Source organism: Leifsonia sp. ALI-44-B, assembly GCF_001984125.1.
Classification (GTDB): domain Bacteria; phylum Actinomycetota; class Actinomycetes; order Actinomycetales; family Microbacteriaceae; genus Okibacterium.
The window spans coordinates 952,590-973,126 of the sequence record NZ_MTQL01000006.1; the positions used below are offsets into that span (position 1 = coordinate 952,590).

Sequence of the window (20,537 nt, forward strand, 5' to 3'; positions counted from 1 at the left end):
AACCGCTCAGACCTTGGGGCTGTGAAACTTCTGCTGCGCCGACGCGAGCCCGTCGGTGATGATGGCCTCGACGGCATCCGCGCCATCGGCGATGAGGTTCGGCAGCGTCTGCTTCTCGGTGCCCGAGAAATCCTTCAACACGAAGTCGGCGGCCGGCTGACGGCCGGGGGGACGCCCGATGCCCACCCGCACGCGCGTGAAGTCGGCACCGCCCGTGGCGGCCAAGATGTCACGGATGCCGTTGTGCCCGCCGTGACCACCGCCCGACTTCAATCGGATCTCGTCGAACGGGATGTCCAGCTCGTCGTGCACCACGATGAGGTGGTCGGGCTGCACCGAGTAGAACTTGAGCAGCGCCGCCGTCGGCCCGCCCGACAGGTTCATGAACGAGTTCGGTTTGCCGAGCACGAGCTTCGGCCCGCCGAACCCCAGCCGCCCCTCGGCGACCCGGTTGTTGCTCTTGTGCGCGCCGAAACGGGCCGACAGCCGCTCGGCCAGCTCGTCGAGCACCATCTGCCCGACGTTGTGGCGGTTGCCCGCGTATTGCGCGCCCGGGTTGCCCAATCCGACGACGATCCAGGTGTTCTCGGCCATGGGTTCCTCCCGCTCGGGCGCTCGACGTTCTCCGCGCAACCATCTGCCGACACCCGCGAAATCAACCACCCCACGATGCTAGCGGGTGCGACGAAGGGGCGGATGCTCGAGCATCCGCCCCTTCGTGTGTGCGCTGTTGCGCGAGCCGCCGTGAAGCTGTGGCGGCCGTGAAACGTGCTTATTCGGCAGCAGCCTCGGTGGACTCGGAGCCTTCGCCCTCTTCACCCTCGGCCAGCGTGGCGGCCGGCACCATGATGCCGACGACGAGCAGCTCGGGGTCGCTGATGAGCGTGGCACCGGCGGGCAGCGGAACGTCCTTCGCGAAGACGTGCTGGCCCTCTTCGAGGCCCTCGACCGAGAGCTCGAAGCCCTCGGGGATGTGGGTGGCCTCGACGCTCACGAGCAGCGTGGTGGTCTCGAGCGACGCGATCGTGCCGGGGTAGGACTCGCCCTCGACGCGGATCGGAACCTCGACCTCGACCTTTTCGCCCTGGCGGACGACGATGAGGTCGAGGTGCTCGATGACCTGGCGAACCGGGTCCTTCTGAACGTCTTTCACCAGCGTGAGCTGCGTGGTGCCGTCGATGTCGAGGGCCAGAACGGCGTTCGACTTACGGATGATGAGCGCGACCTGGTGGCCGGGCAGCGACACGTGCTGCGGCTCGCCACCGTGGCCGTAGATGACGGCGGGGATCTTGCCCAGCGCGCGCAGCTTGCGGGCAGCGCCCTTGCCGAAGGATTCGCGCAGTTCTGCGACGACCTTGTTTTCGTCAGCCATGATTTCTCCTCCGGGGCTCGTGGCCCCGATCGTGTGCCCAACGGATGCCGGAGCACACCGTTGCAGCGTGGAGCCGCCCGCCCGGTGGGCCGACGACAGATCTGTGGTTTTCAACTCGAACGCATGTCAGCGTGAGGAAAAGCTCTGGAACGCTTGCCCACCGCGTCGATCACGGATGCCGGAGCATCCCTCGCCGAAGTTCAGGTGCCTACTCTACCGTACGCGGGCACCCCCGGCCCAGCACCCTGAGCCACCGCTACATATTCCGGCCGCCCGAGGCGCGCTTTGCTAGCGTTGATCGGAGCGCTCCACACCCGCGAACCTTGGCGTTCGCATCCTATTTAGAGGAGAAGTTCAATGGCGGATTCCACCGCAACAGGCGACACCACCGCACAGGCCAACATCGGCGTCATCGGTCTCGCCGTCATGGGCAGCAACCTGGCCCGCAACCTCGCCAGCCGCGAAGGCAACACGGTCGCCGTGTACAACCGGTCGGCCGAGAAGACCCACACGCTGACCTCCGAGCACCCCGAGGCCAACTTCGTCGCCTCTGAGACGATCGAAGACTTCGCGAAGAGCCTGCAGACTCCCCGCACGGCCATCATCATGGTCAAGGCGGGCGCGGGCACCGACGCCGTCATCGACCAGCTCACCAAGGTCTTCGAGCCCGGTGACATCATCGTCGACGGCGGCAACGCGCTCTTCACCGACACCATCCGCCGCGAGAAGGCCGTCAAGGAGACGGGCATCCACTTCGTGGGCGCCGGCATCTCGGGCGGCGAAGAGGGCGCCCTCAAGGGCCCGAGCATCATGCCCGGCGGCTCGGCCGAGTCCTACGAGACCCTCGGCCCCATCCTGTCGTCGATCGCCGCTGTCGCCGAGGGCGAGCCCTGCGTCACCCACGTGGGCACCGACGGCGCCGGCCACTTCGTCAAGATGATCCACAACGGCATCGAATACGCCGACATGCAGCTCATCGCCGAGGCCTACGACCTGCTGCGCAAGGTGGGCGGGCTCGAGCCGGCCGAGATCGCCGATGTGTTCACCGAGTGGAACCAGGGCGAACTCGAGTCCTACCTCATCGAGATCACGGCCGAGGTGCTGCGCCAGACCGACGCCACGACGGGCAAGCCCATCGTCGACATCATCGTCGACGAGGCCGGCTCGAAGGGCACGGGCGTCTGGACGGTTCAGAACGCGCTCGACCTGGGCGTTCCCGTCTCGGGCATCGCCGAAGCCGTCTTCGCGCGCAGCCTGTCGTCGCACCGCGAACAGCGCGACGTGTCGACCAACCTGCCCGGCCCGTCCAACCCCTGGACGGTCTCGGAGGACGACAAGAAGGGCTTCATCGAGGATGTGCGCCTGGCGCTCTACGCCTCGAAGATCGTCGCCTACTCGCAGGGCTTCGACGCCATCAACGCGGGCGCCGAGAAGTACGACTGGAACATCGACAAGGGTGCCATCTCGAAGATCTGGCGGGGCGGATGCATCATCCGCGCGCAGTTCCTCAACCGCATCGCCGATGCCTACGACGAGCAGCCCGCCCTCGAGGCCCTGCTCACGGCTCCGTACTTCACCGAGGCGCTCGTGCGCGCACAGGAGTCCTGGCGCCGCGTCGTCGCCGGCGCCGCCGGTGCCGGCATCCCCGCGCCCGCGTTCTCGTCGTCGCTGTCGTACTACGACGGGCTACGCGCCGAGCGCCTGCCCGCCTCGCTCGTGCAGGGTCAGCGTGACTTCTTCGGAGCGCACACCTACAAGCGCGTCGACGCCGAGGGCACGTTCCACACGCTGTGGTCGGGCGACCGCAGCGAGATCGAAGCGGTCGACACGCACTAGCTCGTCGACGCAGCTCGTCTGCCGCGAAAGCGCCGGTCCTTCGGGGTCGGCGCTTTCGCGCTTTTCAGGAGGCGGCGGGACGCCCGATCACTGAGCGTGCACGGCGAGGCGCGACGCGACCGCCTCGAGCGCCGTGACGAGGCCGTGCACGACGTCGTTCGTCGCCCTTCGCGACGGCAGCGTGACGCCAACGGCGCAGGGGCTCGCTCCCCCGGGCACGCGCACGGCGAGGCACGCGACCCCGACGACGCTCTCCTCGAGGTCGATGGCGAAGCCGCGCTGGGCCGTGGCCCGAAGGTCGTCGACGAGCGCCTCGATCGTGGCGTGCGACCGGTTGGTGCGCAGCGGCAAACCGCCTCGCGCCTCGGCCGCCGCCAACCGATCGTCCAGGACGTTGCTCGGCAGCCCCGCCAGCATGGCCTTGCCCACGGCCGTCGAGTAGGCCGACGTGCGCTCACCGACCGCGGCGCTGACCCGCACGACCTCGGAGCCGCGGCGCTCGGCGAGGTAGAGGACATCCGCGCCGTCGAGAGCCGCCAAGCGAACGTATTCGTGCCGCAGCGGAGTGGTCGATCTCACGATGGGTTGGAAATGGCTCACCACGGTGAGCCGGTCGAGGCTGGAATGCCCGAGCTCGATGAGCCGCAGCCCGAGTGCCCAGCCGGCGTGGGTGCGGCGCACGAGGCCCGCGCTCGAGAGCGACGTGAGCAGGTTGCTGACGGATGACTTGGCCAGGTCGGTTGCGTCGGCGAGCTGCGTGACCGTGGCCACTCCGCCGAGCCCGTCGATGGCCTCGAGCATGAGCACCATGCGGTGGATGGCGGGCACGGGAGCCACCCGGGTTTTCTCGTTGGTCAGCACGTGCATCACCTCCTGTGATGCAAATAAACCTCAAGAACCCCCGCAAAGCAAGAGCGCTGTTCGACCTGTGGAACGATCGCCGAAATCGGCCCTGTGGAGAACGAAAAACGAAGCCCCGCCTCCGAAAAACGGGGCGGGGCTTCGACAGGAAAGCTAGCGGAAGATCAGGCCGCGCCGTCGAACATCGACGTGACCGAACCCTCTTCGAACACCGCCTGGATGGCCTGGGCGACGAGAGGCGCGATCGGCAAGATCGTGAGCTTCTCGAAGCGCTTCTCTTCGGGGATGGGCAGCGTGTCGGTGACGACGACCGAGTCGATGGCGTCGCTCTGCAGCAGCTCGACGGCCGGGTCGCTGAACACGGCGTGCGTGGCGGCGACGACGACGCCCAGGGCGCCGGCCTTCTTGAGCGCTTCGGCGGCCTTCACGATGGTGCGGCCGGTGTCGATCAAGTCGTCGACGAGCAGGCACACGCGGCCCGACACGTCACCGACGATCTCGTGCACCGACACCTGGTTGGGCACCAGCGGGTCGCGACGCTTGTGGATGATGGCCAGCGGCGCGCCCAGCTTGTCGCTCCAGATATCGGCCACGCGCACACGACCCATATCGGGCGACACCACGGTGAGCGTGTCGGTCGCCATCTTGGCGCGGAAGTGCTCGAGTAGCACGGGCATGGCGAAGAGGTGGTCGACGGGGCCGTCGAAGAAGCCCTGGATCTGTGCGGCGTGCAGGTCGACCGACATGATGCGGTCGGCGCCGGCGGCCTTGAACAGGTCGGCGACAAGGCGCGCTGAGATGGGCTCGCGGCCGCGACCCTTCTTGTCTTGACGGGCGTAGGGGTAGAACGGCGCGACAACGGTGATGCGCTTGGCGGATGCTCGCTTCAGGGCGTCGACCATGATGAGCTGCTCCATGAGCCACTCGTTGATGGGCGCCGTGTGCGACTGGATGACGAAGGCATCCGACCCGCGCACGCTCTCGTCGAACCGCGCATAGATCTCGCCGTTGGCGAAGGTGCGCGAATCGGTGGGAACGAGCTCGGACCCGAGCTCTGCGGCGATCTCCTCTGCCAACTCAGGGTGCGCACGCCCCGAGATCAGGACGAGGCGTTTCTGGCCGGTGATTTTGATGCCGGACACGAACCCTGCTTTCTGCCGGGCGACCCGGCATCTTGCCTCTCGGCGGTATTTCTGTGATTAACCTTCGGTGGTGTTGCCCGAGGTTTCCGAAGCCTCCCGGGGAGAGGCGGCTTCGGCGGCTTGTGCTGCCTCGCTGCCCGGGCGGTGAGTCGAAACCCACCCCTCGAGGTTGCGCTGCGGGGCGACGTTGATGGCGAGGGACCCGGCCGGCACGCTCTTGCGAACCACCGTGCCCGCGCCCGTGTACGCTCCGTCGCCAATTCTAATCGGTGCGACGAAGACGTTGTGCGATCCCGTTCGAACGTGCGAACCGATCTCGGAGGCGTGCTTGTTGACGCCGTCGTAGTTGGCGAAGATCGTGCCGGCGCCGATGTTCGAGCCCTCGCCGACCGTGGCGTCGCCCACATAAGACAGGTGGGGCACCTTGCTGCCGTCGCCGATCGACGAGTTCTTGGTCTCGACGAAGGTGCCGATCTTGCCGTCGACGCCGAGGCGGGTGTTGGGCCGCAGGTAGGCGAAGGGGCCGACACTCGCCCCCGCGCCGATGACGGCGAGCGTGGCATCCGTGCGTTTGACCGTCGCGTTCTCGCCGATCTCGCAGTCGAGGATGGTGCTGTCGGGGCCCACGATCGCGCCCTCGGCGATGACGGTCGCGCCGAGGATCTGCGTGCCGGGGAGGATCGTGACGTCGGGAGCAAGCTTGGCCTGCACGTCGATCCAGGTGGATGAGGGGTCTTGGATGGTGACGCCGGCCAGCTGCCAGCGGCGCAGAACGATCTGGTTGAGGCGCCAGGTGGCGGTGGAGAGCTGCACGCGGTCGTTGATGCCCTCGGCGATCCAGGCATCCGACACGGGAACGGCGATGACGTCGTCGCCCGAGGTGCGCATGAGGTGGATGACATCGGTCAGGTACTTCTCGCCCTGGGCGTTGTCGACGCCCAGCTTGCCGAGCTGCTCGCGCAGCGCCGGGGCACGGAACAGGTAGACGCCCGCGTTGATCTCCGTGGCGGCCAACTGCTCGGGCGTGGCGTCCTTCTGCTCGACGATCTGGTCGAGGGCGTCGTCGGCGGTGCGGATGATGCGGCCGTAGCCCGTGGCATCGGCCAAGATCGCCGACAGGATGGTGGCCGAAACGGGCTGGCGGCGGTGGTGCTCGATCAGGTTGCCGAGCGTGTCGGCGTTGAGCAGCGGAACGTCGCCGTTGATGACGAGCACATCGCCGTCGAAGTCGGCAGGAAGGGCCTCGACCGCGAGTTCGACCGCGCGGCCCGTGCCGGGGATTTCGTCCTGGTCGACGATGACCGTGCCGGGCAGGTCGCGCTCGATGACCTCGACGAGGCGCTCGCGCTCGTGGCGCACAACGGCGAGCACGTGCGCGGCATCGAGCGCACCGGCGGTTGCCAGCACGTGCGAGACGACGGGCAGGCCGCCCAGCGGGTGCAGGAGCTTGGGGGTGCGGGATTTCATGCGCGTGCCCTGGCCGGCGGCCAGAACGATGATTGCGAGAGTCGAGTCCGTCATCACATTCCCTTGAGTCGGGGCCGGGCTGGAACGCCCACTGAACCGTATCGAGGCTACCGGACTCGTGCCCGCAAGAATTCTCGAGAATGCGCTGTCGCGTTATTTTCGAGCTCCGCCTCCAGGACTCGAACCTAGACCTAACAGCTCCAAAGGCTGCCGTGCTGCCATTACACCAAGGCGGACCGTGCGCGTGCGCACCAGACAAGTCTGCCAGATGCGGCGGCCCCGGTGCGCGCGAGTGTCGGAGGTTCGCGCCCGGGCGGCCTTCAGACGGGCGCTGCACGCCGGCGTCCCGACATAATGGACGAATGGATGCCCCGCACGACGAAGTCGACCGGATCGTCGAGGACTGGCGGCGCGAACGCCCCGACCTCGACTTCTCGCCGCTCGAAGTGTTGAGCCGCGTGGGCCGGCTGGCGAAACACCTGGATCGGGCGAGGCGCACGGCGTTCACGCGGTCGGAGCTCGAGGCATCCGAATTCGATGTGTTGGCGGCCCTGCGCCGCGCGGGCGAGCCGTTCGCCGCGTCACCCAAGTACCTGTTGCAGCAGACGCTCGTGTCGTCCGGCACCATGACGAATCGCATCGACCGACTCGTGGGGCGGGGGCTCGTCGAGCGCCGCACCGACCCGCACGACGGCCGCGGCATCCTGGTCGTCATGACACCGGCAGGGCTGACCCGCGTGGATGCCGCCATCACCCGTCTCGTCGACGCGGAGGCCGAGCTGCTCGGCGCCCTCTCCCCCGCCGACCGTCGCCGCCTCTCGGCGCTCCTGCGCACCCTCAGCCGCGACTTCGACGAGCTGGCGCCCTGAGCTTTACTCGCTAGGACGCACGTGCCGCGGTTCTCCTCGGCCACCGCGCCGTCGGCGGCGCTGATGCCAGCGTACGCGGAGGAACTGCGCGATCACGTCGAACGCAGCGCCGATGACCTCGCCGATGACTTCGAAAAGCAGGCTCATCCGGTGACGACCGTCGCGTAGGGAGACCGCGCCATCAGACGTTCTCGCTCTCGCCCGGGGATCTATCGGGAGTCGGAGCGCGCTGCGGAGCGGGATCGGGGCCTTGCGGTCTGGGGTTCTTCTTCAGCGCGACGATACCCGTGATCGCTAAAACGACACCAAGTCCGAGTTGACCCCACAGGCCCTTCCATGATGCCGACGAAATCAACATGAGAACCGGGATGCTGATCGAGAGCGCACCGAGGACGACGGCGAACCAGGCTCGCGCGCGCGCCGCTTCGACGCGGCGGCGCTGTTGGAGGGGTGTGGTCACGGGAACAACCTAGTGGCGTCGGGCAGACGGGGACAACGGGGTCGGGCGACTGAAGACCGTTTTGACTCCCGGCGAGTAGAGGACCGAGTCGGGAGGGGTGTCGGCGAGCGCGGCGAATCCGGCGGCCTCGAGGAGCGTGTCGTCGAGGTGGAGCAGCTCGGCGCGTTGGAGCGGCCAGGGGCCGTGATGGTTCGACCCGAACCAGGTGCGGCCGAGGTGGGTCTCGTGGAATGCCCAGCGCGCGGTGAGGAACTCGGCGATCGGATCGCCCGTGACGGCTCCCGGCAGGGCACGCGCAATGAGGTGGGTGGAGGCGCTGGGCACGTGGCCGGGGTTGCGTTTGTCGCCGAGGAGACGGTCGGCGAGGTGGCGGCGCGAACGGTAGGCGAAGAGCTCGCCCCGGTCGTCGGAGCGGCGGCCCATCGACATCCGGGCCCAGCGATAGGGCAGGCCGAACGCGGCCCGGGCCGTGAGTACGCTGACGAGCCGCGAGGCGTCGAGGGAGGCGAAGACGACGGCTCGGCGGCCGTGGTCGTCGATCGAATAGAGCCGCACGTTGATCTCGGGGAACGTGCCGAAGAAGGGCACCGGGGGCAGGCCGAAGAAGGCACTGTCCGAGAGGCGGAAGGCGATGAGGCCCACCCAGCTCGAGCCGTCGATGACGTCGGGGCGCGTGCCGGGCGGCAAGAGCGGCGCAACCTGCGCGGGGTCGACGCGCCAGTGCAGGAACGTGAGGTCGCTCCAGCGTTGCGCGATGATGGCGCGGCCGGGAAGCTCGGGGGCGTCGGGCCAGGTCGCCGTCGCGGGTTCGCTCATGGGCTCAGCCTAGGACTCGGGAACGACGAAACGGATGCCGCGGCCGGGGTTTGGCTCGCGACATCCGCTCGGGTGGGTCGATCAGCGGCGCAGGGCCTTGCGCGCCAGCCAGTTGCCGAAGAACTGAACGAGCTGCACCATGACGATGATGATGATCGTGACGACGATGGTGACTTCCCAGTTGAAGCGGCCGTAGCCGTAGACGATGGCGAAGTCACCCAGGCCGCGGCCGCCGATCGAACCGGCGATGGCCGACATGTCGACGATGGCGATGAACACGAACGTGTAGCCGAGGATGAGGGGTCCGAGCGCCTCGGGAACGAGCAAAGTCGTGATGATGCGCCATGGGCTCGCGCCGACGGCACGGGCGGCCTCGATGGTTCCCGGGTCGATGGACACGAGGTTCTGTTCGACGATGCGCGCGATGCCGAACGTGGCGCCCACGATCATGGTGAAGATCGCGGCGGTCGTGCCGATGGTCACGCCGATGACGGCCATCGTGACGGGTTGCAGGGCCGCGATCAGGATGATGAACGGGATGGGCCGCACGATGTTGACGAGCACGTTGAGGATGGCGTTGACCGCCGTGTTCTGCAGGATGCCGCCGCGCCGGGTCGTATAGAGCAGGATGCCGAAGACGAGGCCGAGGAATCCGGCCACAAGCAACGTGACGGCGACCATGTAGAGGGTCAGCCACAGGTTCTCGAGCAGCAACGGGCCGAGCTGACCCCAATCGGTGGTGGCGGTGCGGATCATGCGGCCACCTCCTCGACCGTGGTGAGGGCTCTCAGGTCGGTCACGAGGCGCTCGACGTCGGCGTCCGAACCCGAGAGCTCGACCGTGAGCGAGCCGAATGACTTCGACTGGATGGCGCTGATGCCGCCATAGACGATCTCGAAGCGCACGCCGTAACGTTCGTGCGCATGCGAGAGAACCTCGCCGACGCGCGCCGACTCGTGCACCTCGACGTTCACGATGCGACCCGTGTGACTGCCGCGCAGACGCTGGATGTCGTCGGTGGCCGGCTGATTGCGGATGACCGTGCTGATGAACTTCTTGGCCGTGTCGGTCTGCGGGTCCGAGAAGACGTCGAACACGTTGCCCTCTTCGACGATCTTGCCGTCGGCGAGCACGGCCACGCGGTCGGCGATGGAGCGGACGACATCCATCTCGTGTGTGATGACGATGATCGTGACGCCCAGCTCGGCGTTGACCTTCTTGAGCAGGCGCAGCACCTCCTGCGTGGTCTCGGGGTCGAGCGCCGACGTCGACTCGTCGGCCAGCAGCAGCTTGGGCGACGTGGCGAGGGCGCGGGCGATGCCGACGCGCTGTTTCTGGCCGCCCGAGAGCTGCTCGGGGTAGTCGTAGGCGCGGTGCAGCAGACCGACGAAGTCGAGCAACTCGGCGACGCGCTTGTCACGGTCGGCCTTCGACCAGCCGGCGACCCGCAGCGGGTAGGCCACGTTGCCCGCGATGGTGCGCGACCGGAACAGGTTGAACTGCTGGAAGATCATGCCGATACCGAGCCGCAGGGGCCGGATCTCGCGCTCCTTGAGCGACGAAATCTCGTGTCCGTCGACGACGACCCGCCCGCTCGTGACGCGCTCTAGCCCGTTGATGAGGCGCACGAGCGTCGACTTGCCCGCCCCCGAGTGGCCGATGATGCCGTAGATCTCGCCCGCTTCGACGGCCAGCGAGACACCGTCGACGGCGTTCGTTTTCTCCTTCTGGCCGTACGTCTTGACGACGTTCTCCAGTTCGACGAGAGGGGGCATGTTGGTCCTTCGGTTGATGCGGGGTGTGGTGCGGATGGTGCGGATGCTCGCGCCGACGGGGTCGGGTGGCCGCGACATCCGCGGACCGCCCGACCCCGAGGGTCACGAGCGAGACGTCATGGTTATTCGGACGCCTTCAACTGCTCTTCGATTTTCTTCAGCTCGGCGCGCAGCTCTTCGGGGGTCCAGCCCTCGACCAGCACGGCGCTGCCCTTCGATGCGGCCAGCACCTGGTCGGTGACCGTCTTGTCGTGCCAGAGTTCGGCCACCTTGAGGTAGGCGGGGTTGTCGGCGTCGGCTCCGCGGGCCACGATCACGTTGATGTAGGGCGTGGCACCGGGGTCTGTGGGGTCGTCCTTGAAGATGGCCTTGTTGGGGTCGAGGCCGGCGTCGGCGACGTAGTTGTTGTTGATGATCGAGCCGTCGACCGAGTCGAGCGACAGGGCGGTCTGCGCGGCATCCACCGTGACGACCGTGACCTTGGACTTCGCGGCGTCGATGTCGGCGGGGGTCGGGGTTGCCTTGTCACCGGTCAGAGTGATGAGGCCGGCCTTCTCGAGCACGAAGAGGCCGCGGGCCTGGTTCGACGGGTCGTTCGGGATGGCGATCTGCCCGCCCTCGGGAATGTCCTTCACGTCGGTCCACTTCTTGGAGTAGAGGCCGAGGGGGACGATGACTGTCGAGGCGATGGGCACGAGGTCGTCCCCGGTCTCGACGTTGTTCTGCGCGAGGAAGCGCAGGTGCTGGAACGAGTTGAGGTCGGTCTGCTTCTGCACGAGCGCCGGGTTGGGCTGCTGGTAGTCGCTGAAGTTGGTCACCTCGAGCGTGATGTTCTCCTTGGCGGCGAGCTTGGTGAGCGTGGCCCAGTAGTCCTGCGACGAGTCGGTGACACCGATCGAGACGGTAGTGGGGGCGGACGACGAACCCGAGCCCGAACCAGCGCCGTTGGCCTCCGTGGATGCCGGGGCCTGCAGGTTGACGATCACGAGCACGACGGCCACGATGACCGCGATGAGGCCGACGGCGCCGCCGACGATCCAGCCGGTCTTCGACTTCTTGCGCTGGGGAAGCTGGGGCGCGTTGTTCGAGCCTGCGCCCGTGCCTGCGCTGGTGCCTGATCCGGTGGCGCCGGCGGGGATGTTGGTGCCTGACATGGTGCCTCTTTCGTTCTATGCCGTGGAGAAGTGTGGAAAAAATGAGGGGTGCTCGGGTGCGTGGTCACCCGGGCCGAAAGCCGTGTGGGGCCGCCCCGTCGAGCGGCCGAGACCCCAATATGGCAAGCCCCGGTCGGGTTGGCGAATTCGTGTTCCGCTCTGTGTCGTCATGTTTCGTTTCATGACAGAAGCGCCGAAACGGATGCCGGGAGCCCCCGCTGTTCACGGCACCCCGCTCCCCCGCCTACGCTGGACAGGTGGCACATCTTCTCGGGGCCGAGTCCCTGCATCTCGAATTCCCCACCCGCGTCGTCTTCGACAACATCACCCTCGGAGTCAACGAGGGCGATCGCATCGGCATCGTCGGGCGCAATGGTGACGGCAAATCCAGCCTCCTGGCCATGCTCGCGGGCCGTCTCGAACCCAACGACGGCCGCGTCACCCTGCGTCGCGGCGTGACCGTCGGCGTGCTCGACCAGGCCGACACGCTGGGCGACGTCGGAACCGTCGGCGAAGCCATCGTGGGCGACATCGACGAACACGTCTGGGCGGGCGACTACCGCGTGCGCGACGTCATCGACGGACTCGTCGCCGACCTCGCCTGGGACGCCCCCGTGACCTCCCTCTCTGGTGGTCAGCGCCGGCGCGTGTCCCTCGCCAAACTGCTCGTGGGCGATTGGGACATCCTGTTCCTCGACGAGCCCACCAACCACCTCGACGTCGAGGCGATCGGATGGCTGGCGGCGCACCTGCGCAAGCGCTGGTCTCCGACATCCGGCGGGCTGCTCACCGTGACGCACGACCGGTGGTTCCTCGACGAGATCTCGACCGACACGTGGGAGGTGCACGACGGCATCGTCGAACCCTTCGAGGGTGGGTATGCCGCCTACATCCTGCAGCGTGTCGAACGCGACCGGATGGCTGCGGCCTCCGAGTCGAAGCGACAGAACCTCATGCGCAAGGAACTCGCCTGGCTGCGCCGCGGAGCCCCGGCCCGCACGGCCAAGCCCAAGTTCCGCATCGAGGCGGCCACGCAGCTCATCGAGAACGAGCCGCCGCCCCGCAACAAGGTCGAGCTCAGCCAGATGGCCTCGGCCCGCCTGGGCAAGGACGTCGTCGACCTGCTCGACGTCTCGGTCAAATACGACGACAAGCTCATTTTCTCGGATGTCGAGTGGCGTATCGCACCCGGTGAGCGCACGGGCATCCTGGGCGTCAACGGCGCCGGCAAGTCGACCCTGCTCGCGCTCATCACGGGCGAACTCGAGCCCACCACGGGGCGCGTCAAGCGCGGCAAGACCGTCAAGGTGGCAACGCTCACGCAGCAGCTGTCCGAGCTGAAGGACATCGGCCACGAACGCGTCAGCGACGTCATCGGGCGCTACCGCACCAGCTATGTGGCTGGCGGCAAAGAGATGACGCCCGGTCAGTTGCTCGAGCGTCTGGGGTTCACGAGCGCGCAGCTGTCGACGCCCGTGAAAGACCTGTCGGGTGGGCAGAAGCGACGCCTGCAATTGCTGCTCATCCTGCTCGACGAGCCCAACGTGCTCGTGCTCGACGAGCCCTCGAACGACCTCGACACCGACATGCTCGCGGCCATGGAAGACCTGCTGGACTCGTGGCCCGGCACGCTCATCGTCGTGTCGCACGACCGCTACCTCATGGAGCGCGTGACCGACCAGCAGTACGCGTTGATCGGCAAGCAGCTGCGGCATCTGCCCGGCGGCATCGAGCAGTACCTCGAGCTGCGCAAGATCGAGCAGAAGCACACCGGGCCTCTCGGCGACTCCCCCGCGGATGCTGCGGGCGCGGGTTCTGGGTCGGGATCTGGCTCAGGCTCGGGCTCGGGCTCGGGTGGCGGCGGTGGCAACACCACGCGCGGCGGGCTGTCGATCGGCGGAGCCGAGCAGCGCAAGCTGCAGAAGGAGATCCAGGCGATCGAACGCAAGCTGCAGAAGCTGGGCGGCGAGATCAGCGATGCCCACGAGAAGCTGGCCACGCACGATCAGAACGACTACGACGGCATCATGGCGCTGAACGCGAAGGCCCAGGCCGCGCAGGCCGAGACGGAGCAGCTGGAGCTGCGTTGGTTGGAACTGAACGAGATTCTCGGTTAGGAGCGTCGCGGCGGGGCTGCGCGTTCAGTCTGCGACGCGTGAGCCGGGGTGCGGGTCTTTGCGGCGGGGCTGCGTGTTGCCGCAGCGACACAGTCGGGGCGCGCGGAGCCTGACGGGCGTGTGAGCTCGCGAGGCAGCGCGCTAGCTGAGCAGCGGCTCAGTCGTTGACAAGACGGGCGCCGTGCACCGGGCCCGTCACGCGCAGCGCCGTGATCCCCGACGCACTCAGGGCGATCTGAAGTTCGAGCGCCGAGTCGAGGTCGGCGGCGAGGAACGCCACGGTGGGGCCGGAACCCGACACCATGCACGACAGCGCACCGCTCTGCTCGCCCAACTCCATGACGCCCGAGAGCTCGGGGCGCAGATGCAGCGCGGGGGCCTGCAGATCGTTGTGCATCGAGGCGGCGAGCATGTGCGCATCGCCCGCGCGGAGCGCCTGCAGAACGTCGGCGTCGACAACGGGCTGGGTGACGGCCGGCGAGATGTCGAGCGCGTGGCGGGCGCGGTGGGCGTCGAGCTCACGATAGGTGGCGGGCGTGGACATGCCGAAGCCGGCGAGGGCGAGCACCCACTGGAACTGCCCGGTCGCGAGCGCGGGGCTGAGCTCGTCGCCCCGGCCCGTGCCGATGGCCGTGCCACCCGTTAGCGCGAAGGGAACGTCGGCTCCCAGCTCGGCGGCGAGGCTGAGCAACTGGTCTCGGGTGAGGCCGGTCTGCCAGAGGTCGTCGACCGCGAGCAGGGTGGCTGCGGCATCCGCTGAGCCGCCACCCATGCCGCCCGCGACGGGCACGTTCTTCTCGATGGTGAGGCTGACGCCGCCGCGGTAACCGGTGTCGCGCGCGATGAGCTGTGCCGCGCGGATGGCGAGGTTGGAGGCGTCGGTCGGAACGTCGCTCGTGTCGATCGGACCCGAGAACGACACCTCGAACGTGTCGGAATGCGCCGCGCGGACGTCTTCATAGACCGACACAGCCTGATAGGCGGTGGCCACCTCGTGATAGCCGTCGTCCATCACAGCGCCGACAGCCAGGAAGACGTTGATCTTGCCGGGAGCCCGGGCATGTGACGTGTTCGAGGGCGTCTCGCGGGTCATAGAACCAACCTAGCTCAGCGCGCGCGGGTTGAATGCCGCTCACGTTTGCGTAGGAGTCGCGGGACTAGTTGATGCAGGCCGTCTCGCCGAAGTTCTTCGGGGTGTCGGTGCTCGTCGGCGTCGGTGTCGGTGCCGCCTCGACGGGAGCCTCGGTGGCGGGCGGCGGCGCGGCATTCGGGTCGGTGGGCGCCTGGTTGTCGGTTCCGATCGTGAGGGTAACACCCGTGGCCGTGGTCGACGAGATGACCGAAGCGTTCGGGTAGTACGCGGCGAGGGCCTTCGCCTGCGCCTCCTGCCCCGCGGGATAGCTGATCGTCGTCTTGGCGATCGTGGCGCCCGAGGTGGGCGGCTTCGTCTGGAAGCCGAAAGCGGCCAGGGCGTCGGTGTTCGCCTGCGCCACGCCGCCGATCGCGGCGCCATTCACCACGGTCACGGTCGTCTCGGCGGGGGTTGCCGCGGTGGCAGCGCCATAGGCGGTGGGGGTTCCGACCACTTGGGCGATGAACTCGGGCATGGCGGCTTGGTCGATCTCGACGATCGAGAGCTTCTGCCCCCGCACCGTGATGGTGGGGGTGCCTGTGATAGGCACGGTGGCCGACACGATGTTGTCGGCGCGCAGGTTGCGCACCTGGCCGGCGAGTTCGAGCAGGTTCAGCCCCGGGTCGGTCTCGATCGAGGACGAGACCGCGTCGAGCACGTTCTGCAGCTTCACCGGGTTGAGCAGGGTGCCGGCCGAGAGCATTTTGCGCGCCTCGACCGAGAGGAAGTATTGCTGACGCACCTGGCGGTCGAGGTCGCCGTTCGGCAGACCGTGGCGCTGGCGAACGAAGGCGAGGGCCTGTTTCGCATCGAGCGTGGACACACCGGCCGGCAGGTCGATGGTGGAGTACGGGTCCTTCACCGGGTTGATAAGGCAGACGTCGACGGGGCCCAGGGCGTCGACCACGTTGTAGAAGCCGAGCAGGGAGACCCGAACGAAGTGGTCGATCGTCAGCCCGGTCATGTTCTGGATGGTCTGAATGAGCAGCTGCGCGCCCGCCGAATCGTCGCCGTTTTGCGCGCCCAGCGTGAAGGCGGCGTTCAGCTTGTTCATGCCGTAACCCGGGATCTCGACCCACGAGTCGCGCGGGAACGACACCATCGTGACCTTGCTGCCGTCGGCCGGGATGTGCATGACGATCATGGTGTCGGTGTTGACGCCGCCGCCGTCGTCTTCGGTGCCGAGCTTGTCGAGCTCGGCCTGTGTGGCACCCGCCGGGCGGTGATCGTCGCCCACGAGCAGGATGTTTTGATCTTGACCATCGACGTCGTCGTCGGCGCTGTCGGTGGACTGCGGGATCGCATCGATGTGGGTGATTCCCGAGACGAAGCGCTGGTAGTTGTAGAACGCGTAACCGCCGCCGATGAGGAGCACGGCGACGAGGCTGAACCCGACCCAGCGGGCTATGAGTGCGCCGGGGCCGCGCTTGCGGCGATGGGCGACCGGTTTCAGGTCGAGGATGCTCGGCTGATCGCTCATCGGATGCTGCCTCCGGGCGTCATTCGGGCGCGGGTCAGGCGCGAAGGCGCGGTGACGAGGCGGGAAAAGGGCGAGGAAAGCACACTCCAGGGTAGGGGATGAGGACTGGGCGCGTGCTGGAGAGGTCATGCGAAAACGCCGTGCGCGGTCATCCCGTCACATCGTTCTCCACAGGCGCGACGCGTAATAGTTGTCCACATTCGAGCGGATGTCTGGGTGCCCGCCGCTTCACCTGGCAAGAATGAGGACAGCACAGAAACGGAGCACCATGACGGACAACATCGCCTTCAATCTCTTCGAGATGAACTGCGTCGGCCATATCTCGCACGGTTTGTGGCGGCATCCCGACAACAATCGGCATCGATTCAACGACCTCGATTTCTGGGTCGAAGAGGCGAAGCTGCTCGAAGAGGGTCTGTTCGAGGCGGTGTTCCTGGCCGATGTGATCGGCACCTACGACGGTTACCGAGACGGGCCAGAGACGGCGCTGAAAGAGGCCGTGCAGATTCCGAACAACGATCCGCTGCTCGTCATCCCCGCTATGGCCGCAGCGACCAAGAACCTGGGCTTCGCGGCGACGTTCTCTACCACCTATGAGCCGCCCTTCGCATTCGCGCGACGCGCCTCCACGCTCGACCACCTCACCAAGGGCCGCTTCGGCTGGAATGTGGTGACGAGCTATCTGCCCAACGCCGCGCGCAACTTCGGGCACGACGACGAGGTCGCACACGGCGATCGATACGCCATCGCCGACGAATACCTCGACGTGCTCTACAAGCTGTGGGAGGGCTCGTGGGACGACGACGCGGTCGTGCAAGACCGCGAGAACCGCATTTACACCGATCCGTCCAAGGTGCGATACATCGACCACGTCGGCGAGCACTTCCGCGTGAAGGGGCCCCACCTGAGCGAGCCGTCCCGCCAGCGCACACCCGTCATCTTCCAGGCCGGTTCGAGCGATTCGGGCCGGGCGTTCGCGGCCAAGCACGCCGAGGGCGTCTTCGTCGGCGGCAACTCGCTCGAGGTGTACCGCGACAACATCGCCGACATCCGGCGCCGCGCGGTCGAGAACGGCCGGGGCGCCGATCACGTGAAGACGTTCGCTTCGGCGGTCGTGATCGTCGACCGCGATCGTGATGCGGCCCTGGCGAAGGCCGAGGAATACAAGCGGTATTCGAGCGACGAGGGCTACCTCACCCACTCGGGTGGCGGCGGCATCGACCTCGCCGCCTATCCCAAAGACGCCCTCATCAGCGACATCCTCGCTGCCGAGGCGAAAGCCGGCCGTGACAATGCCGGGGCGAACCGCCGGCACTACCCGCCCGGAGCCACGGTGGCCGACGCCCTCGAAGCCGTGACACGGTTCGACCGCCCGCCGTTCTTCGCCGTCGGAACCCCCGTCGAGGTGGCCGACGCGATCGAGCGTTGGGTCGACGAGACGGGCCTCGACGGCTTCAACCTGCGGCAGTTCCTCACCCCCGGCACGGCGCGCGACTTCATCGAATACGTCGTGCCCGAGCTGCAGAAGCGGGGGCGCTATCGCACCTCCTACGAAGCTCCCACGCTGAGGGAGCGCCTGTTCGGCGCCGGCAACGCGCGATTGTTCCCCGAGCACCCCGGCGCCCGCTACCGCGGCGGCGCACACCTGCACGACTAGACCACCCTCACGTCACACATTCACGACCACCGCGGGTTTCGCCCGCCCTGGTCTCACCGCTCGAACGCGGACAGCTTCGAGCGGTGTTCGCCGACCCGTCCGAGGTCCGGCGCTCCGCCAACGATTGGATCATCATGACCACAGACACGATCGAAAAGCCCGAGTCGACGTCGACTCTAGCCACGCCCCCCACCTATACCGAGCTGGCAGCACGATTCCGGCCCGTGTTCGACCGCATTCGCGACACCGCGGTCGAACGAGAGACCGATCGGCGGCTCGCCCACGACGAGGTGACATGGCTGCGTGAGGCGGGCTTCGGGCGCGTGCGGGTTCCTCTCGAGTACGGTGGTCTCGGTGCTTCGCTCAGTCAATTGGTCGAACTCCTCATCGAGCTCGGCGAGGCGGATGCCAACCTCCCGCAGCTCTGGCGCGGCCACCACGCCTTCGTCGAATCGCGTCTCAACTCGCCCGAGCGCCTCGACCAGAAGAAGTGGTTCGACCTCATCGTCGGCGGAGCCGTCATCGGCAACGCCCAAGCCGAGCGCGGCCCCGAGACCGCCTCCTCGGCGCTGCTCGAAGAGACCGACGACGGGTGGCGGCTCACGGGCGAGAAGTACTACAGCACGGGCAGCATCTACGCCGACTGGATTTGGACGGGCGCGGTCTACGGCGGCTCGCAGGCCGGTCTGGCCGTCCGCGCCGATCAGCCCAACGTGACGCGGCTCGACGACTGGGACGGCTTCGGTCAGCGCCTCACCGGGTCGGGCACCACACGCTTCGAACGGGCCGTCATCGAACCCGAGCACATCGTGTTCGCCAACTTCGACGACGAGCGCACGCAGGCCAACATCACGAGCTTCTACCAGACCGTGCTCCTGGCCGCCCTCGCGGGAACGGGCCGCGCCGTGCTGCGCGACGCCGTCGACTTCGTCCGCGGGCGCACCCGCACCTTCGGGGTGCTCGGCGCCTCCCGCCCCGCAGACGATCCGCTCGTGCAGCGTGTCATCGGCAAACTGAGCGCCCTGTCGGCCACGGCGGACGCGCTCGTGCGAGACGTTGCGCGCGCCCTCGAGGCGAACTTCGACCGCTTCCACGCGGGCGACTGGTCACAGGACGACTACGACGAGACCCTCATCACCGTGTTCCGCGCCCAGCAGCAGGTCATCGCTGCCGTACTCGAGGCGACCACGCTGCTCTTCGAGGTAGGCGGCGCCTCGGCCACCTCCAGCGCGCGACAACTCGACCGACACTGGCGCAACGCGCGCACCCTGTCCAGCCACAATCCGGCCATCCTGCGCGAGCGCGCCATCGGCGACTACCTGCTGAACGGCACCCGCCCGGTCAGCGCCTGGTCGAAACGCGCCGAGAAGGCCGGGGCCTCGGCCGAGGGCTGAGGCGGGCCGGGTCGCGCGGGCGCGGTCCGCCTGCGGGCGCTGCTCCACGGGAGCGGTTCAGAGCGGGCCCGGGCACGCTAGGCTCAAGCCCGGCTCGGGCTGTGCGAGGCGTCGGTTATTCGGCGGCCCGGGCGATGGCGAGGAAGTCGTGCACGGTGAGCTGCTCTCCGCGCGCGGTCGGCTCGATGCCCGCACGCACCATCTGCTCAGAGGCGGCCTGCGAGCTGCCGAGCAGCTGGCCGAGGGCCTGGCGCAGCATCTTGCGGCGCTGCTGGAACGCGGCATCGATGATGCCGAACGTGGCCAGGCGCTCCTCCTCGGAGCCGAGCGGCACCTCGCGCTTCTCGAAACCGACGAGCACACTGTCGACATTGGGCACCGGCCAGAACACCTGGCGGCTCACATTGCCGGCCAGACGCCACTTGCCATACCAGGCCGCCTTCGCGCTCGGCGATCCATAGACCTTCGAGCCGGGGTCGGCGGCTAGCCGGTGACCGACCTCCGCCTGCACCATCACGACGCCGGACTGCAACGACGGAATGTGCTCCAAGAAGTGCAACAACACGGGCACCGACACGTTGTACGGCAGGTTCGCCACGAGCCGCGTGGGCGCATCGGGCAACTCCGTGATGCGCAGCGCGTCCTCGGCGATGACCGTCAACGGCGCACCCGGATGCATCAGCTCGACCGTTTTCGGCAACTGTGTCGCCAGGCGCGTGTCGATCTCCACCGCCACGACCGAGGCGCCCACCTCGAGCAGACCGAGCGTCAGCGAGCCGAGGCCCGGGCCGATCTCGACGACGCTGTCGCCCGACTCGACCGAGGCGACCTTCACGATGCGACGCACGGTGTTCGCGTCGATGACGAAGTTCTGGCCCAACTTCTTGGTGGGCTGCACGTCGAGGAGTTCGGCGAGGTCGCGGATCTCTGCGGGGCCGAGAAGGCTCATCGGGATGTCATCCAGTCGGTTCGAGTGAGGCGGCCGGGAGAGCCCGACAGTCGATT

At 67.6% G+C, this 20,537-nt stretch carries 19 protein-coding genes and 1 tRNA gene; 6 read left to right on the forward strand and 14 right to left on the reverse strand.

Annotated features, from left to right (window positions below; translation table 11 throughout):
• Positions 1-6: 6 nt before the first annotated feature.
• Together pth and ALI44B_RS05445 are read right to left on the reverse strand one after the other, a co-directional pair.
• Positions 7-594 carry an aminoacyl-tRNA hydrolase gene (gene pth / locus ALI44B_RS05440; protein ID WP_077053632.1) on the reverse strand — a complete coding sequence of 196 codons (588 nt, stop codon included), beginning with the start codon at positions 592-594 and terminating at the stop codon, positions 7-9.
• A gap of 178 nt (positions 595-772) precedes the next feature.
• On the reverse strand, positions 773-1,372 hold the full coding sequence (locus tag ALI44B_RS05445) for a 50S ribosomal protein L25/general stress protein Ctc (protein ID WP_077053633.1): 600 nt from the start codon (positions 1,370-1,372) through the stop codon (positions 773-775).
• 357 nt (positions 1,373-1,729) lie between these two features.
• Between ALI44B_RS05445 and gnd the strand changes: the two genes are divergently transcribed.
• On the forward strand, positions 1,730-3,208 hold the full coding sequence (gnd, locus tag ALI44B_RS05450; protein ID WP_077053634.1) for an NADP-dependent phosphogluconate dehydrogenase: 1,479 nt from the start codon (positions 1,730-1,732) through the stop codon (positions 3,206-3,208).
• Between the two features lie 87 nt (positions 3,209-3,295).
• Here gnd and ALI44B_RS05455 read toward each other — a convergent pair whose 3' ends face one another.
• The 4 genes from ALI44B_RS05455 to ALI44B_RS05470 form a co-directional block, all read right to left on the reverse strand.
• Positions 3,296-4,069 (reverse strand): IclR family transcriptional regulator, encoded by a 774-nt coding sequence (locus ALI44B_RS05455; RefSeq protein WP_179100210.1) that lies wholly within the window; start codon positions 4,067-4,069, stop codon positions 3,296-3,298.
• Between the two features lie 164 nt (positions 4,070-4,233).
• On the reverse strand, positions 4,234-5,211 hold the full coding sequence (locus ALI44B_RS05460) for a ribose-phosphate diphosphokinase (protein WP_077053636.1): 978 nt from the start codon (positions 5,209-5,211) through the stop codon (positions 4,234-4,236).
• Between the two features lie 57 nt (positions 5,212-5,268).
• Positions 5,269-6,732: a bifunctional UDP-N-acetylglucosamine diphosphorylase/glucosamine-1-phosphate N-acetyltransferase GlmU gene (glmU, locus tag ALI44B_RS05465; protein ID WP_077053637.1), complete on the reverse strand. Its 1,464-nt coding sequence runs from the start codon at positions 6,730-6,732 to the stop codon at positions 5,269-5,271.
• A gap of 110 nt (positions 6,733-6,842) precedes the next feature.
• Positions 6,843-6,914: transfer RNA gene (locus tag ALI44B_RS05470), tRNA-Gln, on the reverse strand.
• Positions 6,915-7,040: 126 nt separating this feature from the next.
• On the opposite strand from ALI44B_RS05470, the gene ALI44B_RS05475 reads away from it, so the two are divergent.
• Both ALI44B_RS05475 and ALI44B_RS16105 read left to right on the forward strand, forming a co-directional pair.
• Complete coding sequence (locus ALI44B_RS05475; protein WP_077053638.1) at positions 7,041-7,547, forward strand: MarR family winged helix-turn-helix transcriptional regulator; 507 nt, start codon at positions 7,041-7,043, stop codon at positions 7,545-7,547.
• A gap of 21 nt (positions 7,548-7,568) precedes the next feature.
• Positions 7,569-7,715: a hypothetical protein gene (locus ALI44B_RS16105; protein WP_179100211.1), complete on the forward strand. Its 147-nt coding sequence runs from the start codon at positions 7,569-7,571 to the stop codon at positions 7,713-7,715.
• Between the two features lie 13 nt (positions 7,716-7,728).
• Here ALI44B_RS16105 and ALI44B_RS05480 read toward each other — a convergent pair whose 3' ends face one another.
• From ALI44B_RS05480 to ALI44B_RS05500, 5 genes are all read right to left on the reverse strand, one after another.
• On the reverse strand, positions 7,729-8,007 hold the full coding sequence (locus ALI44B_RS05480; protein WP_077053639.1) for a hypothetical protein: 279 nt from the start codon (positions 8,005-8,007) through the stop codon (positions 7,729-7,731).
• 9 nt (positions 8,008-8,016) lie between these two features.
• Positions 8,017-8,823 carry a YqjF family protein gene (locus ALI44B_RS05485; protein ID WP_077053640.1) on the reverse strand — a complete coding sequence of 269 codons (807 nt, stop codon included), beginning with the start codon at positions 8,821-8,823 and terminating at the stop codon, positions 8,017-8,019.
• A gap of 81 nt (positions 8,824-8,904) precedes the next feature.
• A complete protein-coding gene (locus ALI44B_RS05490) occupies positions 8,905-9,579 on the reverse strand; it encodes a methionine ABC transporter permease (RefSeq protein ID WP_077053641.1) in 675 nt (224 codons plus the stop codon).
• A complete protein-coding gene (locus tag ALI44B_RS05495; protein WP_077053642.1) occupies positions 9,576-10,598 on the reverse strand; it encodes a methionine ABC transporter ATP-binding protein in 1,023 nt (340 codons plus the stop codon). Before ALI44B_RS05495 ends, ALI44B_RS05490 begins: the two co-directional genes overlap by 4 nt.
• A 122-nt stretch (positions 10,599-10,720) precedes the next feature.
• The gene (locus ALI44B_RS05500; protein WP_083709565.1) at positions 10,721-11,752 is read right to left on the reverse strand and encodes a MetQ/NlpA family ABC transporter substrate-binding protein; all 1,032 of its coding nucleotides are present in this window, start codon (positions 11,750-11,752) and stop codon (positions 10,721-10,723) included.
• Between the two features lie 257 nt (positions 11,753-12,009).
• Here ALI44B_RS05500 and ALI44B_RS05505 point away from each other — a divergent pair, with 257 nt between their 5' ends.
• A complete protein-coding gene (locus tag ALI44B_RS05505; protein ID WP_077053643.1) occupies positions 12,010-13,869 on the forward strand; it encodes an ABC-F family ATP-binding cassette domain-containing protein in 1,860 nt (619 codons plus the stop codon).
• 157 nt (positions 13,870-14,026) lie between these two features.
• Here the strand turns inward: ALI44B_RS05505 and ALI44B_RS05510 are convergent, their stop codons facing one another.
• Together ALI44B_RS05510 and ALI44B_RS05515 are read right to left on the reverse strand one after the other, a co-directional pair.
• A complete protein-coding gene (locus tag ALI44B_RS05510; RefSeq protein WP_077053644.1) occupies positions 14,027-14,962 on the reverse strand; it encodes a 4-(cytidine 5'-diphospho)-2-C-methyl-D-erythritol kinase in 936 nt (311 codons plus the stop codon).
• A gap of 64 nt (positions 14,963-15,026) precedes the next feature.
• On the reverse strand, positions 15,027-16,481 hold the full coding sequence (locus ALI44B_RS05515; protein WP_238592087.1) for an LCP family protein: 1,455 nt from the start codon (positions 16,479-16,481) through the stop codon (positions 15,027-15,029).
• 268 nt (positions 16,482-16,749) lie between these two features.
• Between ALI44B_RS05515 and ALI44B_RS05520 the strand changes: the two genes are divergently transcribed.
• Both ALI44B_RS05520 and ALI44B_RS05525 read left to right on the forward strand, forming a co-directional pair.
• A complete protein-coding gene (locus ALI44B_RS05520; RefSeq protein WP_077053645.1) occupies positions 16,750-18,138 on the forward strand; it encodes an LLM class flavin-dependent oxidoreductase in 1,389 nt (462 codons plus the stop codon).
• Positions 18,139-18,272: 134 nt separating this feature from the next.
• Positions 18,273-19,532 carry an acyl-CoA dehydrogenase family protein gene (locus tag ALI44B_RS05525; RefSeq protein WP_077054010.1) on the forward strand — a complete coding sequence of 420 codons (1,260 nt, stop codon included), beginning with the start codon at positions 18,273-18,275 and terminating at the stop codon, positions 19,530-19,532.
• Between the two features lie 115 nt (positions 19,533-19,647).
• Here ALI44B_RS05525 and rsmA read toward each other — a convergent pair whose 3' ends face one another.
• Positions 19,648-20,481, reverse strand: a complete 834-nt coding sequence (rsmA, locus tag ALI44B_RS05530; protein WP_077053646.1) for a 16S rRNA (adenine(1518)-N(6)/adenine(1519)-N(6))-dimethyltransferase RsmA — start codon at positions 20,479-20,481, stop codon at positions 19,648-19,650.
• Positions 20,482-20,537: the final 56 nt, after the last annotated feature.

Coding starts and splice junctions, on each gene's coding strand:
- gnd (WP_077053634.1), top strand. CDS start 1,730: ATGGCGGATTCCACCGCAACAGGCGACACCACCGCACAGGCCAACATC.
- ALI44B_RS05475 (WP_077053638.1), top strand. CDS start 7,041: ATGGATGCCCCGCACGACGAAGTCGACCGGATCGTCGAGGACTGGCGG.
- ALI44B_RS05495 (WP_077053642.1), bottom strand. CDS start 10,598: ATGCCCCCTCTCGTCGAACTGGAGAACGTCGTCAAGACGTACGGCCAG.
- ALI44B_RS05525 (WP_077054010.1), top strand. CDS start 18,273: ATGACCACAGACACGATCGAAAAGCCCGAGTCGACGTCGACTCTAGCC.
- glmU (WP_077053637.1), bottom strand. CDS start 6,732: ATGACGGACTCGACTCTCGCAATCATCGTTCTGGCCGCCGGCCAGGGC.
- ALI44B_RS05510 (WP_077053644.1), bottom strand. CDS start 14,962: ATGACCCGCGAGACGCCCTCGAACACGTCACATGCCCGGGCTCCCGGC.
- ALI44B_RS05515 (WP_238592087.1), bottom strand. CDS start 16,481: ATGAGCGATCAGCCGAGCATCCTCGACCTGAAACCGGTCGCCCATCGC.
- pth (WP_077053632.1), bottom strand. CDS start 594: ATGGCCGAGAACACCTGGATCGTCGTCGGATTGGGCAACCCGGGCGCG.
- ALI44B_RS05485 (WP_077053640.1), bottom strand. CDS start 8,823: ATGAGCGAACCCGCGACGGCGACCTGGCCCGACGCCCCCGAGCTTCCC.
- ALI44B_RS05520 (WP_077053645.1), top strand. CDS start 16,750: ATGACGGACAACATCGCCTTCAATCTCTTCGAGATGAACTGCGTCGGC.
- ALI44B_RS05490 (WP_077053641.1), bottom strand. CDS start 9,579: ATGATCCGCACCGCCACCACCGATTGGGGTCAGCTCGGCCCGTTGCTG.
- rsmA (WP_077053646.1), bottom strand. CDS start 20,481: ATGAGCCTTCTCGGCCCCGCAGAGATCCGCGACCTCGCCGAACTCCTC.
- ALI44B_RS05500 (WP_083709565.1), bottom strand. CDS start 11,752: ATGTCAGGCACCAACATCCCCGCCGGCGCCACCGGATCAGGCACCAGC.
- ALI44B_RS05445 (WP_077053633.1), bottom strand. CDS start 1,372: ATGGCTGACGAAAACAAGGTCGTCGCAGAACTGCGCGAATCCTTCGGC.